Origin of the sequence: Gimesia alba (assembly GCF_007744675.1) — a bacterium.
GTDB classification, from domain to species: domain Bacteria; phylum Planctomycetota; class Planctomycetia; order Planctomycetales; family Planctomycetaceae; genus Gimesia; species Gimesia alba.
This window is the reverse complement of record NZ_CP036269.1, coordinates 4,650,775-4,667,519: the sequence shown is the minus strand read 5'-3', so window position 1 is coordinate 4,667,519 and position 16,745 is coordinate 4,650,775. Positions and strand designations below refer to the sequence as shown.

The 16,745-nt window shown below is 49.3% G+C and carries 9 protein-coding genes; 7 read left to right on the top strand and 2 right to left on the bottom strand.

Translation table 11 applies throughout. The features are described 5' to 3' along the window. Window positions 1–20: 20 nt before the first annotated feature. From Pan241w_RS17335 to Pan241w_RS17315, 5 genes are all read left to right on the top strand, one after another. Entirely contained in the window at window positions 21–1,244 is a 1,224-nt protein-coding gene (locus Pan241w_RS17335; protein ID WP_145218277.1) for a formylglycine-generating enzyme family protein, read from the top strand. A gap of 239 nt (window positions 1,245–1,483) precedes the next feature. Further along, window positions 1,484–1,939: a MarR family winged helix-turn-helix transcriptional regulator gene (locus Pan241w_RS17330; RefSeq protein WP_145218275.1), complete on the top strand. Its 456-nt coding sequence runs from the start codon at window positions 1,484–1,486 to the stop codon at window positions 1,937–1,939. A 77-nt stretch (window positions 1,940–2,016) separates the two neighbouring features. After that, entirely contained in the window at window positions 2,017–3,312 is a 1,296-nt protein-coding gene (locus tag Pan241w_RS17325) for an efflux RND transporter periplasmic adaptor subunit (RefSeq protein WP_145218273.1), read from the top strand. Between the two features lie 12 nt (window positions 3,313–3,324). Then, the gene (locus Pan241w_RS17320) at window positions 3,325–6,876 is read left to right on the top strand and encodes an efflux RND transporter permease subunit (RefSeq protein WP_145218271.1); all 3,552 of its coding nucleotides are present in this window, start codon (window positions 3,325–3,327) and stop codon (window positions 6,874–6,876) included. A gap of 84 nt (window positions 6,877–6,960) precedes the next feature. Continuing rightward, window positions 6,961–9,879, top strand: coding sequence for an FG-GAP-like repeat-containing protein (locus tag Pan241w_RS17315; RefSeq protein ID WP_145218269.1), 2,919 nt, complete (start codon window positions 6,961–6,963; stop codon window positions 9,877–9,879). 11 nt (window positions 9,880–9,890) lie between these two features. Here Pan241w_RS17315 and Pan241w_RS17310 read toward each other — a convergent pair whose 3' ends face one another. Then, window positions 9,891–10,577, bottom strand: coding sequence for a hypothetical protein (locus Pan241w_RS17310; RefSeq protein WP_145218267.1), 687 nt, complete (start codon window positions 10,575–10,577; stop codon window positions 9,891–9,893). A gap of 627 nt (window positions 10,578–11,204) precedes the next feature. Here Pan241w_RS17310 and Pan241w_RS17305 point away from each other — a divergent pair. Then, window positions 11,205–12,329, top strand: coding sequence for a DUF481 domain-containing protein (locus Pan241w_RS17305; RefSeq protein WP_197999990.1), 1,125 nt, complete (start codon window positions 11,205–11,207; stop codon window positions 12,327–12,329). A gap of 17 nt (window positions 12,330–12,346) precedes the next feature. Here Pan241w_RS17305 and Pan241w_RS17300 read toward each other — a convergent pair whose 3' ends face one another. After that, window positions 12,347–14,407, bottom strand: a complete 2,061-nt coding sequence (locus Pan241w_RS17300) for a M20/M25/M40 family metallo-hydrolase (RefSeq protein WP_145218263.1) — start codon at window positions 14,405–14,407, stop codon at window positions 12,347–12,349. A 306-nt stretch (window positions 14,408–14,713) separates the two neighbouring features. On the opposite strand from Pan241w_RS17300, the gene Pan241w_RS17295 reads away from it, so the two are divergent. After that, a complete protein-coding gene (locus tag Pan241w_RS17295; protein ID WP_145218261.1) occupies window positions 14,714–16,744 on the top strand; it encodes an AMP-binding protein in 2,031 nt (676 codons plus the stop codon). The last annotated feature ends 1 nt before the right edge of the window (window position 16,745 follow it).

Genomic DNA, 16,745 nt, shown 5'->3' with positions numbered 1-16,745 from the left:
GATAAATTTTGGTGCTGAAGATGATGCGAAATCGAAAACAAAATGCAGGATCAATTCCCTGTCTGATAGGAGCAGTTATGCTGCTGGCTGTCGGTTGTGGTGGGGGTGGGGCTGTTATGGAGCAGCCAAAGCAGTCACAGAAAAACAGATCGGCTCCCAAAATGCAGGCGCCAAAATTGAAGCCCTCAAAATCTGTAGCTAAGAAAAAGCCGAAAGCAAAACCGCAAGAAGTGGTGGGCGATTCAGAAGACATGTTTGAAATTGTAGATTACATTCACAATTTCGAAATCAAAAAGACAGCTGCCGCAGGGCAGGGGACCGAGCAGGTCGCAGTGGTGTTGCCTGAAAAACCGGGGATCAATTCAACAACATTTACGGTTGTCAAAGACGATACACAGACGGAACAGGCAAAACCAGATCCCTCCTTCAAATTGCCCGAAGGATTTTCCGCAGTCAAGGAGGCTGGCTATTCTTCACAAGGGTTTCCGAATCGGATTCGCTGTGAACGCGATTATAGCGAGATGGTATTAGTCCCTGCGGGGATCTCAGTGCAGGGAACGAAGAACGGCGAAAAGAATACCCGCCCGGATTTCACGATCTATCAGAATGCGTTTTATATCGATGTGCACGAAGTCACGCTCGAACAATATCGTCGTTGGCGTTCTGAAATGATTGCGGCAAAAGGCAAGATTCCTGAACCCGCCGGTAATGACAGTCAGCCTGCCAATTTTCCCGCAATGGGGGTTTCTTATACTGACGCTTTGAATTATGCACGTACAATGGGGAAGCAATTGCCACACGAAGCGCAATGGGAAAAAGCGGCGCGAGGCGAAAGCGGTTTTCAGTATCCCTGGGGCAATGGGCGAGCGTTGTGGCAGAAAACGCGCCACCCGGGACAAATCGATCCGGTTGGGACATTTCCCGGCGATCAAAGCCCCTACGGTGCGCTGGATATGGCGGGGAACGCGCGTGAATGGTGTGATGACTGGTACTCCGACAACGCCTATCAGGCTGCACTGTCTCTCTCAGATGCAGGAGTAGTGCGCGACTGGACGGGACCCAAACGACCCGTCGTTCCCAGTATGCGGGTGGTGCGTGGGAATCAAAAATCCTGGGAAGTCTGGAAACGGTCTGCGGAAAATATGCGGACGCCCCCTGCGGATGTTGGATTCCGAGGTGTGTTGAATCTTGCCAGTCCCCCCTCCGACGATGCGGAAAAATCGAAACCGGCCGGCACGTTTTGAGTCATATTTCTCAAGTGTCTACTTCGTTTTCCACTTATTTCGCCTGAGCACAGCATTTCTCTGGTCCTTTCTGATCCCGAAAACTCGGCGTATTAAGCCTGATTCTCCTTCGCCATTAAGGTAAAGCTGTTGCTGCAGACAAATTAGGTCTTGCGATTGGTCTTGCCCGGATAGTATAACGGGGCTAATAATTAGCCTGGCTAATGAATCAGGGGCGTTTCACTCCGGAGGAGGAACTGATGTTGCAGTATGACTTTGAAGAAAGTGTGGGGTATTGGATCACCATTACGTCGCACTTCTATCAGGATGCGTTGAATCAGGAATTGATGCCGTATGGGATTACGTTTCGTCAGTTTCAGGTCATAGGCTGGCTGGTTTATGAAGGACCGCTTTCCCAGGTGGATTTAGCAGAACGAATGATGATCGAACCGCCGACGTTAGTACGTATTCTGGATCGAATGGAACGAGATCAGTGGATCAAACGTGAAAGTGATCCGGAAGATCGTCGCCGCAAGGTTGTGAAAGTGCTACCGGAAGCCAGGCCTGTCTGGTCACAAATGGTGGCTTGTCTGAAGCGACTCCGTAAAAAAGCGACTCAAGGCATGACGGCAGATCAAGTCGAGACATTAAAGTCGTTGTTAATGCAAGTGCAGGAAAACCTGGGAGTGAAAGTTTCAGAAGTAGAGATCGTGTAGCAGCAAAAATATCAGAACTACTGCAGGGCTCACTGTGTCACTGTGGTTAAACACTTAATATGACGTTGAGGAAACTTATGAGATTAGCAACCAGTTTTGTTGCATCCGTTTGTGTGTGTGCTCTGAGTTCAGGGCAACTCATGGCGCAGCGCGGCCCGGCGGCTGTGGCTGTGGCAGAAATAATTAAGCGCGAGACCGCATCAGGTCAGATGTTTGTGGGAACCGTTTTGCCGATCAAACGCAGTGTGATCGGAAGTGCTGTCGGCGGTCGGGTGGCTGAATTTCCGGTTAATGAAGGGGACTTCGTGCGTGCAAAACAACCGCTGGCACAGTTACTGACGAATACGATTAATCTTGAGCTTGATGCAGAGAAAGCCGAACTGGCTTTGAGAAAACATGAGCTAGCGGAACTTGAGAACGGTTCCCGCCCCGATGAAATAAAACGGGCGAAAGCACTGATGCAGGCCGCGAAGGCAGACAGCGAATATCAACAGAAACGCCGTAAGCGATTGGAGTCATTGTATGCCCGCAAGGCGGTGAATGAAGATGATATTCAGCAGGTCGTTTCAGAATCGATCCGCTCAGAAGAATTATATCAGGAAGCGTTGGCCGCTTATGCACTGACTGTAGAAGGACCCCGCAAGGAGAAAATTGCTCAGGCAAAGTCCCAGGTTGCCATTCAACAGGCCATCGTTGATAAGCTCGAAAGTCAGATCGTTAAACACACGATTAAATCTCCCTTCGATGGATACGTTGTCGCCGAGCACACGGAAGTCGGACAATGGGTCAATTCGGGTGAACTGGTCGCGGAGGTGATCGCGCTCGACGAAGTGGATGTCGAGGTTCAGGTTCTGGAAAATCATGTGCCGCATGTCAAATTGGGGATGGAAGTCCGCGTGGAAGTTCCTGCAATCCCAGATCAGGTCTTTACGGGTACGGTTGCGTTAATCGTTCCCCAGGCCGATGTCAGAGCCCGCACGTTTCCAGTCAAAGTTAGAATTAAAAATACGATTACCAAAGATGGTCCACTGTTAAAGTCTGGGATGTTGGCACGGGCGGTCTTGCCCACCGGTCCCAAACAGAACGCGCTTCTGGTTTCAAAAGATGCATTGGTTTTGGGTGGACCGACTCCCATGATCTATGTGGTGGATCCAAGTCCTGATAAAAAAAATCAGGGAAAAGCGCGTGCAGTTCCGGTTCAGGTGGGCGTAGCCAATGGGCGATTGATCCAGGTTAAAGGGAACCTGAAGCCGGGTGAGCATGTGGTCATTCGAGGAAATGAGCGCTTACGGCCGGGACAGGATGTGGCGATTACTGAAATCTTGTCACCCGATGCGCTTCCCAAAGCCAAAGCTATAAACATCGATGGTTAAAGAGGACTTTTAATGAATTTAATTAAAGCCATTGTGCATAATCCGGTAAAGGTGACCGTCGGTGTATTAATGACCGTTCTGTTCGGACTGGTGGCGCTGATTCGCATGCCGATGCAATTGACGCCTGAAGTTCAAAGACCGACGATTACTGTGGAAACGCGCTGGCCGGGAGCCAGTCCGCAGGAAGTCGAACGCGAAATCGTTCTGGAGCAGGAAGAGCAGCTGAAAAGCGTTGAGGGCATCACCAAACTGAGTTCAGAAAGTGCCGATTCCAAAGGCTCGATCACGCTGGAATTTCTGGTCGGCACGAATATGGATGAAGCGTTACTCAAGGTGAACTCGCGTCTGCAGCAGGTCCCCGAATATCCGGAAGATGCAGACCAGCCTATTATCAGTACGGCCAATGCCGCCGATCGACCGATTGCCTGGTTCATCCTCAGCAGTCGTTTGCCGTCAGATGAAAAAATTCTTGCATATCAAGAAAAACATCCTGAGCTCAAAGAAGAGCTGGAAATTATTCGGAACACTCCGAACCCAGGGCTGGCGATGTTGCGGCTACGGCTACTGGCTGAAGAGCACCCTGGTGTCAGGGGAGGCATCTTACCCGAAGCAGATCTCGAAGTGACAAAGTTACGGCGCTTTGCAGAAGATGAAATCGAAGCACGCTTCGAACGTGTTTCTGGAGTATCCCAGTCGAATGTATTAGGGGGGCTGGAAGATGAACTGCAGGTTGTGGTCGATTCAGAACAACTGGCCGCGCGGCAATTAACGATTGCTGATGTGCGTCGAGTGTTACGTGGTCAGAATGCAGATACATCCGCCGGTGATTTCTGGGAAGGTAAACGACGTTGGGTTGTGCGTACGCTGGGCCAGTTTCGCAATGTAGAAGAAGTGGAAAATCAGTTACTGGCAGTTCGCGACGGCGCCCCGGTTTATGTTCGGGATGTTGCGGAAGTCCGTCTGGGATATAAGAAACCTGATGGCCTGGTACGACGGTTTGGTGAATCAAGTATTGCGATTAACTGTGTTCGCGAGACCGGTGCCAATGTGCTGGATATTATGGATGGTTTGCGAGAAGCGGTTAAAGATATTGATGAAAATATTCTGAAGCCGCGCGGCTTACAGTTAGTTCAGGTTTATGACGAGACCGACTACATCTACTCCTCGGTCGATTTGGTGAAGAACAACATTTTCATCGGCGGGGCACTCACGATGATTGTGTTGATGTCATTCCTGCATCTGGGAGTGCGTACCCTGCTGGTCGTGCCGTTGATCATTATTACCGCGGTCGCAGCGACGTTTATCTCTCCCTGGTTTTTCGCAGTCAGTCTGGCTTTGATTATTGGAGCCGGGTTCTGGTTTGCCCGCGGTGCTCTGGTGGTCGGGTTGGCGATTCCCACCAGTATTATCGGGACATTCCTGATTTTGGGGGCGCTCGGGCGCTCATTAAACGTGATCAGTCTGGCTGGTCTGGCGTTTGCTGTCGGGATGCTTGTTGATAACGCTGTGGTGGTGCTGGAGAATATTTTCCGCCGCTATTCTCTGGGAGAATCACCGTTTCAGGCAGCGATAAAAGGAACACAAGAAGTCTGGGGCGCCGTATTGGCGTCAACACTGACGACGATCGCCGTATTCTTACCGGTGGTCTTTATCCAGGAAGAAGCAGGTCAGCTGTTTCAGGATATTGCTTTAGCCATTAGTGCTGCGGTCGGACTCTCACTGATTGTGTCCATGACCTTGATCTCGACTGCGTCAGCACGTTTGCTGCATAAACGAGAAGGTCAGGATATCGAAGATGTTCATGCCGTGCATCAGGATAAAACACAATCAGAAACGGCAGAAAAAAAGAATTGGTTAAATCGAACACTTGTCGGACCGATCGAAGCAGCAGGCGCTACCTTTGTGCGTACGGTTGTCGGCCTGAATAACTGGATTCAGGGTGGTTTGATTCGACGGCTACTCGTTGTGGGACTATTGGTTGGAGCTGCTGTCGGCATCAGTTGGCAGTTATGGCCTAAGGTGGAATATCTGCCAACAGGGAACCGCAATTTGATTTTTGCAATTCTTCTGCCACCTCCCGGCTACAACCTCAACCAGTTAATGGAACTGGGGGAGAGCGTCGAAAGTGATTTACGGCCTTACTGGGATGTTGATCCCAATAGTGAAGAAGCGAAAAAACTGGACTATCCGGTGATTGGCGATTTCTTTTTCGTCGCTCGGGGACGCCAGGTCTTTATGGGGATTCGTGCCTTTGATTCACAACGCGTTGGCGAACTGATACCTCTCGTACAAAAAGCGGGTATGAAATTACCCGGTACGTTTGCGGTGGCGAAACAATCGAGTCTGTTCGAACGGGGGCTTACCGGCGGCCGTACAATTGAAGTCGAAATCATCGGTCCTGATTTACAAAAACTGGTTGGCATGGGAGGACAGGTACTGGGGCAAGTCAAACAGATGATCCCCGCTGCACAGGTTCGTCCGATTCCCAGCCTGGACCTTTCCAGTCCGGAAGTTCATATTAAGCCCAAACTGGTTCAGGCGGCAGAAATGGGAGTGAGTAGTGCCGATTTGGGATATACCGCGAATGCACTGATTGATGGTGCATTTTCCGGCGACTATTATTTGGGCGGCGATAAAATCGACCTGACCATTATCGGACAGTCCCGGCACATTCAAAATACGCAGGATGTCAAAGCGATTTCCGTAGCAACCCCGATGGGCTCGCTGGTACCGTTGGAAGCGTTGGCGGATGTGGAAATTACCAGTGGCCCAGAACAGGTGAATCACCGCGAGCGTCAGCGTGCCATTACGATTGAAGTCTCTCCCCCTGAAGAAATGGCGCTGGAAGACGCCATGAGTCAGATTCAATCGTCAATTGTGCAACCGATGCGCGAAAGTGGCCAACTGGCGGGCGGCTATCGAATTGTGCTATCAGGTACTGCTGACAAATTACGTGATACATGGGCAGCACTTGAGTTCAATGTGATTCTGGCGCTGATGATTACTTATCTGCTGATGGCAGCTTTGTTTGAATCTTGGTTGTATCCATTCGTAATTATTTTCAGTGTTCCGTTAGGAGCCGTCGGTGGAATTCTGGGACTGAGTATTTTGAATTTGTTTATGCTGCAGACATTGGATGTACTCACCATGCTGGGGTTTGTCATTCTTATCGGGACCGTAGTGAATAACCCGATTCTGATTATTCACCAGTCCCTGAATCATATCAATGAAGATCATATGACGCCGCGGGAAGCGATTCTGGAAAGTATTCGAACTCGCATTCGACCGATTTTCATGACGACGACAACCACTGTACTCGGCTTGTTACCGCTAGTCCTGTTTCCAGGTTCAGGGAGTGAATTATACCGGGGGCTGGGAAGTGTGGTGCTCGGTGGATTGATCGTTTCGACGCTGTTTACGTTAGTGCTGGTGCCAACCTTATTCAGTTTGACGATGGATGCCAAGCAATGGGGCTTAAATCTGTTAAGACCTGGTGTGGTGAAACAGTCGAAACCAAGTACGCCTCCAGTCGAAGTCGAGAAACAGGAGAATATCACTGTATAATACAACACAATAGTGAATGATTATCGCGTGTGTGTTCGTTCTTAAAAGGCCTTCCCTGTTCTGCAGAATGAAAGTGTAAGTAACTTGATTCGTGTTTTCAGTATCCTTTCAATACTTCTGGTCCTGGGGCTGGCAGTTTATTTTTCAGGCTTGTTCGAGCCGGATCCGGATGCCATCTATCAGAGGGCTTCGCACGCCTTTCGTAATCAGAACGATCAGGAAGCAAAACGACAAGTAGAGAGACTTCTGGAGTTTCCCTCGCATCAGGTGTCCGCTGCCATGCTGGGAGCTGAAATTGCTCTCAAATCAGGCGATTTCAAGGAAGTGATTCGCTATTATGATTATGTTCCCGATGATGCCAGTCGTGAATCGCTGAAAGCCCGGAGGCGTTCAGGAGACTTGTATCTATTCGAGCTAAAACAACTCTCTCCTGCAGAGAACGAGTTTCAACGGGCAATTAAATCGTTCCCTGATGATCTCAAAGTACTGCAACGGTTGTCGTTCATCTACGGGCTTACCTCGCGCGGCTGGCAAGCCGTTCCCTTCCGATTAAAGCTGCTGCAGCAGGAAAAAATTGATGCCATCCTCGTGTATCTGCTGGCCATGGGGGATCGTTCACTGGAGAATCCGCAGTTACTCATAGAGTATGGGCAGAAAAATCCGGAAGATCTACTGGTGCAACTTGGTAAGGCACGTCTGGAATGGGATCAGCAAAAATATTCAGAGGCAAAAACGAGATTGCAGAAACTGTTATCCACTCAGCCAGATTTAAGCCAGGCTCGGGCTCTGTTAGGAAAAATCTTGCTGAATCAGGGAGATTCAGGCGAATTTGTGAGCTGGCAACAATCGCTTACTGATCAAGACCGCCTGCTTCCTGAGATCTGGGGGATTGAAGGGCAGTGGTATCAAAAACAGGGGGATCGGCAGTCTGCTCTTCGCTGTTATGGAGAGGCGATCAGGCAGGACGCTACGAACTCGACAGCCTGTTACCAACTGGGGCAATTGTTGTTACAGGAAGGAAAAAAAGAAGCAGCCGAACGACTGCTGGATTATTCGAAAAAACTACAGGCGTACGAAGGAATGGTGAAAGTTGCCTATGGTGATAAGGATTTAAAGGCGACTCAAGAAGTGGTTTCTCTGGCCCAGGAATTAGGTCTGGTCTGGGAGGCCTATGGGTGGAGTCGTGCGGTTTTATTGCTCGACCCACAATTAGACTGGGCCCAAAAAGTCCAACAGGAATTAGAACCTCAGTTAGCGGAATTGAAGTTGACCAGAGTGGTCGACGAAAAGAATCCTGTCAGGGGATTGAATCTGCCCGGTTCGCAATCCATGTCAGAACAGCCCGAAGTATCAGTGGCTTCAAGTAAAGGGAATGCGCAGACCAGTTCCAATATCTCATTTGAAGATGTAACCGCTCATGCCGGGATTTCGTTCCAATATTTTAACGGCCAGCCCTGGCCTGAGAACAATCATAAGATGTATGAATTTACTGGCGGGGGAGTCGGGGTTGTTGATTTCAACTCTGATGGCTGGCCCGATCTGTATTTGACGCAGGGGACCAACTGGCCTGTGAATGAACTGCAGAGTCGCTATCGGGATCGTTTGTTTCTGAATGTGGGGGATGGAACCTTTCAGGATGTAACTGAAATGGCCGGTTTAAACGAAAATCGGTTCAGTCAGGGAGTATCGATCGGCGATGTGAACAACGATGGCTTCGCAGACATTTACGTTGGTAATATCGGTCTGAATCGACTCTATCTTAATAACGGAGATGGAACCTATTCCGAGTCAGATCAGGCCTCGGGAACCGCCGATCAGTGGACCACCAGTTGTTTGATTGCGGATCTGAATGCTGATAGTGCGCCGGAAATTTATGCCGTCAATTATTTGACGGGTGCCGATGTATTCGATCGTGTTTGCAAAAATGCAGATGGCTCTGCGCGTTCCTGTATGCCTTTGAATTTTCCGGGTGCACAGGATCAACTGTTCTCTAATTCAAAAAATGGTCAGTTTCAAAACGTTACGGCGACTTCAGGGATTCAGGTTCCCGATGGAAGAGGATTGGGAATTATCGCCGCTGACCTGCATGGCACCGGGTATCCTGATCTGTTTGTCGCCAACGACGCGGTTGCCAATTTTTACTTCGTCAATCAAGGCTCCGAAAAACTGAGGTTTACAGAGCAGGCACTCTTATCCGGACTGGCGCTCAATGGAGAGGGTAGGACGGAAGCCTGTATGGGAATTGCCGCAGGGGATGCTGACGCTGATGGTTTGCTGGATCTATATGTGACAAACTATTATCGCGAAACAAACACGCTTTATCATCAGGTAGGTCCCGATTCATTCGTTGATAAAACTCAGGCATCACAAATGTCTGATCCGACCATTTACAAGTTAGGCTTTGGAACGCAATTCCTCGATGTTGACCTCGATGGCCTGCTGGATTTATTGATTGTCAATGGTCATGTGGAAGATTTAACTGCACAGGATGTTCCCTATCAAATGCAACCGCAATTCATGAAGAACCAAGGGCAGGGCAAATTTCAGGAATTGAAATCAACCGAACTCGGCACGTTTTTTCAGACCCCCAGACTGGGCAGGGGAATGGCTCGGTTGGATTGGAACCGTGATGGCCTGGAAGAGGCTGCAATTTCGAGTCTTGATCAGCCCTTTGTGTTGTTAGAAAACTCAACACAAAATCACGGGCATCGTCTGGTGGTGCATTTGACCGGAACAAAGTCCAGCCGGGATGCGATTGGAACGACGGTTCGCGTTAAAACGAACGGCCAGACACTGGTTCGTCAGTTGACGGCCGGCGATGGGTACTTCGCAAGTAACCAGCGAATTCTGGTTTTTGGCCTGGGGGACGCAGAGCAGATTGAATCACTTGAAGTGACCTGGCCTTCCGGATTGCAACAACAGTTTGGGGGGGGCGATGTTGATCAGGAAGTCCATCTGATTGAAGGTCAACCGCAGCAGTTCCGCATTCAGTCTCTCAATTGATTTCGTCGCTTTTATTCGAAATCAATTCCAAGACGATATTTCAACTGATCCAATTCTTCAATGGATTCGTCGCTGGATGAATGAACGTGTTCGGCTTCCGTGATAAATTTCAGGTCAGAAATATGGGGAATGCCATATTCTTCCAGCGTGTATTCGAATTGCTCGATTCCCTGCCCATACATGATCAGCAATTTGTGCTCATCGAACTGGACTTCCAGCGGAATCAGAGGATTCAGTACAGCGATGCCGGCACAACCATCATTCAAAAGCAGGTCTTCATAGTCATAGAGCGTACTTTTCAGAACAGGCAGGTCCATATGCTCGCGGTAGAGATCCTGGTGCTGATTGTTCGAACCTTCATGACTGGTTTCCAAGACGACATCAACTTCAGTTCCCAGCGGATCAAGCAAGTCAATGAATAAGTCGAACAAGATTTCTTTAGAAGCAGACGCCATTAGAACCGGGATCTTAATGCCTGATTCTTTGTCGGTGTAAACATCATGCCGGTAACCCGCCTGAGGAATGACTTCCAGGTCATAAGAGGGACGGATTGCGTCTGTCAGCATGAAGTTACCGTATTTAGCAATGTTCAAATGCGTTTCCAGTTGATCTTCCGAGAGACTTTCGAAACTACTGCGCGTTTTCCCCGCGGAGCTATCCCGATAGGTCGTCTTCAAGAATCTTTTTAAGAATCCCATAGTAAAATCTTCCCCCCTCACGACAGACAACAATCATGTTGCCGAACAGGCTTGTACCGCCATTTTTGCTGAGTGTTGTAGTTAGAATTGATTTGTTGACTTGTCAGCTTGTTCTTAGTTGTTGACCAGGAACAAACTGGAATCAAAAAAACTCTAGCACGCAAATTGAAGGGAGGCCTGAAGTACTCGAAATCTTGCTCTGTTTTTCGATGAGTCTGAGCCGGAAGAGCCGGCAGGAGGAGATAAGGTGAGAGTGACAGACAGTGAAAAGGTCCGGTTGTGCGGGTCAGGTAAGATACTGGCCAGAATCTGAAGGGATAGAACTGGGATAACTGTTGTGTTCGTTCTCACCGTTAAACATAACGGAGATCAATGAAAAAAAGTAGAGGTGAAAAGCCGCACTGGTTTTGTAAGGTTAATATGGGTAATGGGTTAAGTGTTTCGTTTCAGAAATGATTAGTCTATGATTTTATCTTAAATCGGTGGTCATTACAGACAAATAAACACATTGCAGTAAATCGAATCCAGAATTAGAATTATCGCCCCTCCTAACATCTGGTTCTTATCATTTCAAAGATTCTGTCTATTTCTTAATACTGTGATTGATCTCTCACCATGAATGATTTCATGGGTCGTTCCCGACTCCTTTTCCAAATTAACTATCTCCTCTGTCTGCTGCTGGTTTCTCTGATCACAACTTTAAGTGGTTCTGGAGTTGCCTGTGCGGGCGATAATATGGCTGCAGAAACGCTCTACCTGAAAGACGGTCAAGATTTTTCAGGAGAGAGCATCGGTTTTGAAGACGGAAAGATTCTGTTCCGTCTTTCAGATGGACAGGTACGTTCGATTTTATTAGGTCTCGTTGATCGGTTGGAATACAATTCGGTTGATGCAGAACCTGCCTCTGAGTCTTCAGAAGAAGCACTGCTGATCAATAATGAAAACACCAGCTTGCCGCCGCTTCCCTCACTCATCGACCAGGTACCGGTGCCGGACCCTTTAAGTGTTTCTCCAGAATCTGTACCTGAATTAGAAGATGACTCCCACTTTGATCAGATTGAAGGTGTCTGTGATCAATGCTGGGATTATGTCGAAATCTGGACCAAGCGAATGGAGATCGGGGGGACATTCCTGGCGGGGAATACGGATCGGGATTATATCACTACCGGATTGTTTCTGGAAAAATCGGACAATGACAATTTGTTCGAATTTGAAATTGGTGGTCGCTGGGGACAATCTAATGGCGTCAGAGATGCCAATCGCTGGTATGGAAATGCGACTTTTGACTTAGCTCGTACTTCAGACTGGATTGTCTTCGTAACCAATAAGAATGTATATGATGAATTCGAAAATCTAGACTGGCGTGGAACCATTTCATCTGGTTTAGGATACCGGTTTATCAATGAAAAAGACAAACGTTTGATTGTGCGTGTTGGTCCTGGTGGAACGCGCGAAATTTATAACAGTCCTCGTTTACGCCGTACTACTTTAGACGTGTTCGTGGAAATCGAATTCCGTTGGCCCCTTTCTGATCATGCGCAACTGGAGCATAAACAGACTTGGACTCCCAGTGTAGATGTGGCACAGATTTTACGTGTGACTACGGAAACCGGATTACTGTTCAAACTGGATAACAAAGACCGCTGGAACCTGAAATTTGGGTTTCTTCAGGTTTATAACTCGTTTCCGAATGCAGGCCGTAAGAAAAGCGATTACACCGGCAGTGTGTCACTGGTTTACACGCGGAAATAAGTTTAGAGGGCAGTTGATTATTTAGGTTTTCCCAGCTTGACTGTCAGTTTCACGCGTTTTCCGTCACGCATCACCGTGACGTCGACTTCTTCTCCGGGCGAAAACATTCGTAATGCGAGATCGAAATCATCCAGACCGCCGATCTTGGTCTTACCCATTTTGATGATGGCATCACCGGCTTTGAGGCCTGCTTTATCTGCCGGACTTCCGGGGGACGCACCAGAAATGTGATAACCGGGGCCTTCGCCGCCAAAGTCAGGGATACTGCCAAAGTAGGGGCGATTGCCAGACCGCATGGTCGCGGCGGGACGTTCAATTTTAACGTATTCAGGCCGTTTGGGGTTTTCGGCTGTCGCGATTGCGATTTCTTCCAGGAACCCGATGATCCGCTCCATGCCGGGAATATTGATTTTGTCCCAGTCATCAGAGGGGCGGTGATAGTCACTGTGGGTGCCTGTAAACAGGTGTAATACGGGAATCTGTTTTCCGTAAAAGGAGCTGTGGTCACTGGGGCCGAAACCTTCCGGCTTGAGCGAGAGTTTCAGGTCGTAGGCTTTGGCGGTTTCTTTTACCAGTTTGTCCCAGCGGGGCGCGGTGCCGGTTCCGAAGACCGTCAATTTATCGTCCGTCAGGCGGCCTACCATATCCATGTTAAGCATGGCGACTGTGTTCTTGATATCGAACAGGGGGTTTTTGACATAATGCGCCGATCCGATCAATCCTCGTTCTTCACCGGTAAATGCAATGAAGACCAGTCGCCGCGGGAGTGGTGTTTTACGGGCCGCCAGCTTGCGTGCCAGTTCTATCAGTGCCACCGTACCGGAAGCATTGTCATCGGCCCCGTTATGGACGTCGGTCGAACCAGGGGCGAGAGAACCTTCGCCACCATAGCCGACATGATCATAATGCGCACCAATCACAATCGTTTCGTCTGCATGAGGTCCTTTGCCTTCCAGCACCCCGATGACGTTTTTGATTTCAGTGCGAATTTGTTTCACCGAGATTTCCCCTTTGGCTTTCCACTTTGGGAGAGCAAAGCTTTCCGGTTTCAAGTCAGCGTCAATCTGGCTTTCGAGTTTCTGCAATGTTGGCTTGCCGGCATCTTTAAATAGCTCGTTGCATTTCTCGATCGAAATGTGTGCGATGGGAATCGAACGTCCGTCGCCGCTGCCGGCGTAACCGAATTTCATGAGCTCATCAAAATTGCCTTCTTTCAAACGCTTGCGAGTCTGCTGTACGCTGTGCAAAGCTTTTTTCAGTTCCCGGTCAGCTTCGTCCCGTTTACCGTCTTTCGCTTTTTCCCAGTTCTCAGTGGCCGTAATTAGCTCTTCTACGGCGTCTTCCTCAAGCTCTTTGGCTTCTTTTTTGTTTTCTTCGGTCGAATAGTGATCGTTAACGAATAGAATGGCTTTGGCGCCTTTGCCAAACGCCGTGCTGACTTTATATCGCAGTGCGGCGTATCGCGAGATCCCATGTGCACCGGCAAAAGGGCTGGTTTTATCCCCCTGTTGCGGTGTGCGGCGCATGATGATCACCACCTTGTCTTTGACATCGACGCCGGCGTAATCGCTGTATTTCACATCTTTCGCGTCAATTCCATATCCACAGAAGACCAGTTCCGCATCGAACTTACCAGAACCTCCAAACGAGCAGGAGCGAAAGTCTTTGTCATATTCCAGCGGGATCGTTTTCCCATCGGGGCCAACTAGCTGAAGTTCATTCGTGGGGCCCAGTTTGCTGCCGGTATTGATTGTAAACTTCTGGAAGGCACTCTCATTGACTGCTTGTACATTCAGGCCGGCTGCTTTGAACTCTTTCTCAATATACTCTGCGGCCAGATTGATGCCGCGTGTATCAACGCCGCGTCCTTCCAGTTCATCTGAGGCCAGATATTTGATGGCATCCAGCATTCGCTGTCCGCTGGCCGAATTTGTTGCTGCTTTTGCTGTCTTGGCGCTTGTCTCGCCCCAGACCTGGGGAGTGAGAAACGACATGCTGAAGGCTAATCCGAGTAAGCCCAGAAAACAGAATCCAGTAATAAAACGATTCGGAGTTCGATTGGTATTCAAAACAGACATTTAACCTCTTTCCCTGAATGATTTAGCGCAAAAATTCGGTCTACTGCTACTACGTGGACGTATCAATGTGTGTTGGATGATTCACTATTGGGGGCACGCAGGCAGGTTTCCTACACCCATTTTCGCATTTCATGTGCTGAATGGAAGTCCGTTACTTCAGAATAATCAAAAATCCTCACGGTTCCGAACTCATTTTTGTTGTTGATGTTACGAGGATCAACCCTGAACTGGCGAATTGAAACGGGAACGGTTAGAGTTTTAAGTGTTACATGCAAATTCGAACTCCGCTTGAAAATGGAACAAGCAATGGACCTTCCTGCAGACGCGCTCAGGGGATGTGGGCTGTCTTCCGATGAAGCACAGCAACTGGCCGAGAGACTCAAACCGATTTCCGTTCAAAACGACACTGAAGCCTGGCAGGCTCTGACGGCGCAGGTGTTGACGTCCGATGTTCCGTTTGCCGTGCATCAGCTCCTGTATCAACGGGTTTTTCAACAACGACTCGAACAGAACATTCCTGCGCCGGCCTGGTTTCCGGGAGAACAAGAACAGACTCACTCACATCTGGCAGAGTGGCTCCGCGATTTGAATCTGAGCAGCATGGACGAATTGCAAACATGGTCTGTTCAGAACCGGGACGCATTTACACAGAAATTGATCGACTCGCTTGATATTTCATTTCAACAGCAGCCACAACAGATCATGGATGTGAGTAATGACGTCGAACAGGTAGAATGGTTGTCAGGAGCGGAGCTGAATATTGTAGAGAGCTGTTTCCGTGAAAAGTCGAAAGAGACTGCGATTCTGTTTCAGAATGGATCGGACAAGTTACAGCGACTTAGTTATCAGGAATTGAAGTCGCTCACCGCGCAGGTTGCGAATGGCTTGACCGAAGCTGGCATTCAGCTTGGGGATCGAGTCGCTGTCATGTCGCCGATGACCGTGGAATCAGTGGCGATCTTTCTGGGAATCATCGCTGCCGGTTGTGTGGTGGTGACGATTGCTGACAGCTTTTCGGCAGACGAAATGCGTGTTCGGCTTGAAATCACCAAGCCCCGTCTCATTTTCATGCAGGATGTGATTTCCCGGAATGGAAAACAACTGCCACTTTATACGAAGCTGGAAGCGGACAATTCTTTGCCGGCGATTGTACTTCCGGAAGGTGAGAGCTGTCAGACGCCATTACGTTCGGGGGATCGACTCTGGTCTGAGTTTCTTTCCGAAAATCGGGAATTAACGTATGTTGCCCGTCGGCCCCATGATGAGTCAACGATTCTCTTTTCCTCAGGTACGACGGGCAGTCCCAAAGGGATTCCCTGGGATCAGACGACGCCAATCAAATCGGCTGGTGACGGGTATCTGCATCATGATATTCACGCCGGTGATGTGGTCTGCTGGCCGACCAATCTGGGCTGGATGATGGGCCCCTGGCTCGTGTATGCCTCTTTGATCAATGACGCCACGATTGCACTGACGGACGCCGTTCCCACCAGTCGCGCCTTTTGCGAATTTGTTCAAAATGCCCAAGTCACGATGCTGGGGCTGGTACCTTCTATCGTCTCCGCCTGGCGGGCACAGGATTGTGTCGCCGGGTTGGACTGGTCACAGATCAAGGTTTTCAGTTCAACGGGCGAGTGTTCGAATCCTGATGACATGTTGTGGCTGATGTCGCGGGCCGGGTATCGACCGGTCATCGAATATTGCGGCGGCACTGAAACCGGGGGAGGCTATATTACGGGAACGGTTTTGAAACCGGGGGTGCCCGGTCTGTTTGCCTGTCCGGCGGTTGGCTTTGACTGGTTGCTGCTGGATGAATCGGGACAGGAAACCACGAACGGGGAAGTCTTTTTTGTACCTCCGGTGATCGGTCTGTCCACGCGGCTAATCAATCGCGATCACCACGAAGTCTATTTTGCGGAGATCCCTCCGGGACCTCGGGGGCAGGTGCTCCGGCGGCACGGCGATCAGATTGAATCGCTCGCCGACGGATATTTTCGGGCACACGGGCGAATTGATGATGCGATGAATTTAGGAGGCATCAAAGTCAGTTCTGTGCAGATTGAGGAGTTACTCACGCAGGCAAGGGGTGTCCGAGAGGTTGCTGCGATTGCCGTACCTCCCGCGGGAGGGGGGCCAAGTCAGCTGGTGATTTTTGTGGTGCTGCAGGCCGACGCCGAATTTGATTCGGATCAGATACAAACAGAGATGCAGCAGATTATTCGCAGCCAACTCAATCCGTTATTTAAAATTCATGCAGTCAGCGAGATTGAGCAACTCCCCCGTACCGCATCCAATAAAGTAATGCGTCGCAAGTTACGAGATTTATTTCAAGGTTAAA

Coding starts and splice junctions, on each gene's coding strand:
- Pan241w_RS17335 (WP_145218277.1), top strand. CDS start 21: ATGATGCGAAATCGAAAACAAAATGCAGGATCAATTCCCTGTCTGATA.
- Pan241w_RS17330 (WP_145218275.1), top strand. CDS start 1,484: ATGTTGCAGTATGACTTTGAAGAAAGTGTGGGGTATTGGATCACCATT.
- Pan241w_RS17325 (WP_145218273.1), top strand. CDS start 2,017: ATGAGATTAGCAACCAGTTTTGTTGCATCCGTTTGTGTGTGTGCTCTG.
- Pan241w_RS17320 (WP_145218271.1), top strand. CDS start 3,325: ATGAATTTAATTAAAGCCATTGTGCATAATCCGGTAAAGGTGACCGTC.
- Pan241w_RS17310 (WP_145218267.1), bottom strand. CDS start 10,577: ATGGGATTCTTAAAAAGATTCTTGAAGACGACCTATCGGGATAGCTCC.
- Pan241w_RS17305 (WP_197999990.1), top strand. CDS start 11,205: ATGGGTCGTTCCCGACTCCTTTTCCAAATTAACTATCTCCTCTGTCTG.
- Pan241w_RS17300 (WP_145218263.1), bottom strand. CDS start 14,407: ATGTCTGTTTTGAATACCAATCGAACTCCGAATCGTTTTATTACTGGA.
- Pan241w_RS17295 (WP_145218261.1), top strand. CDS start 14,714: ATGGACCTTCCTGCAGACGCGCTCAGGGGATGTGGGCTGTCTTCCGAT.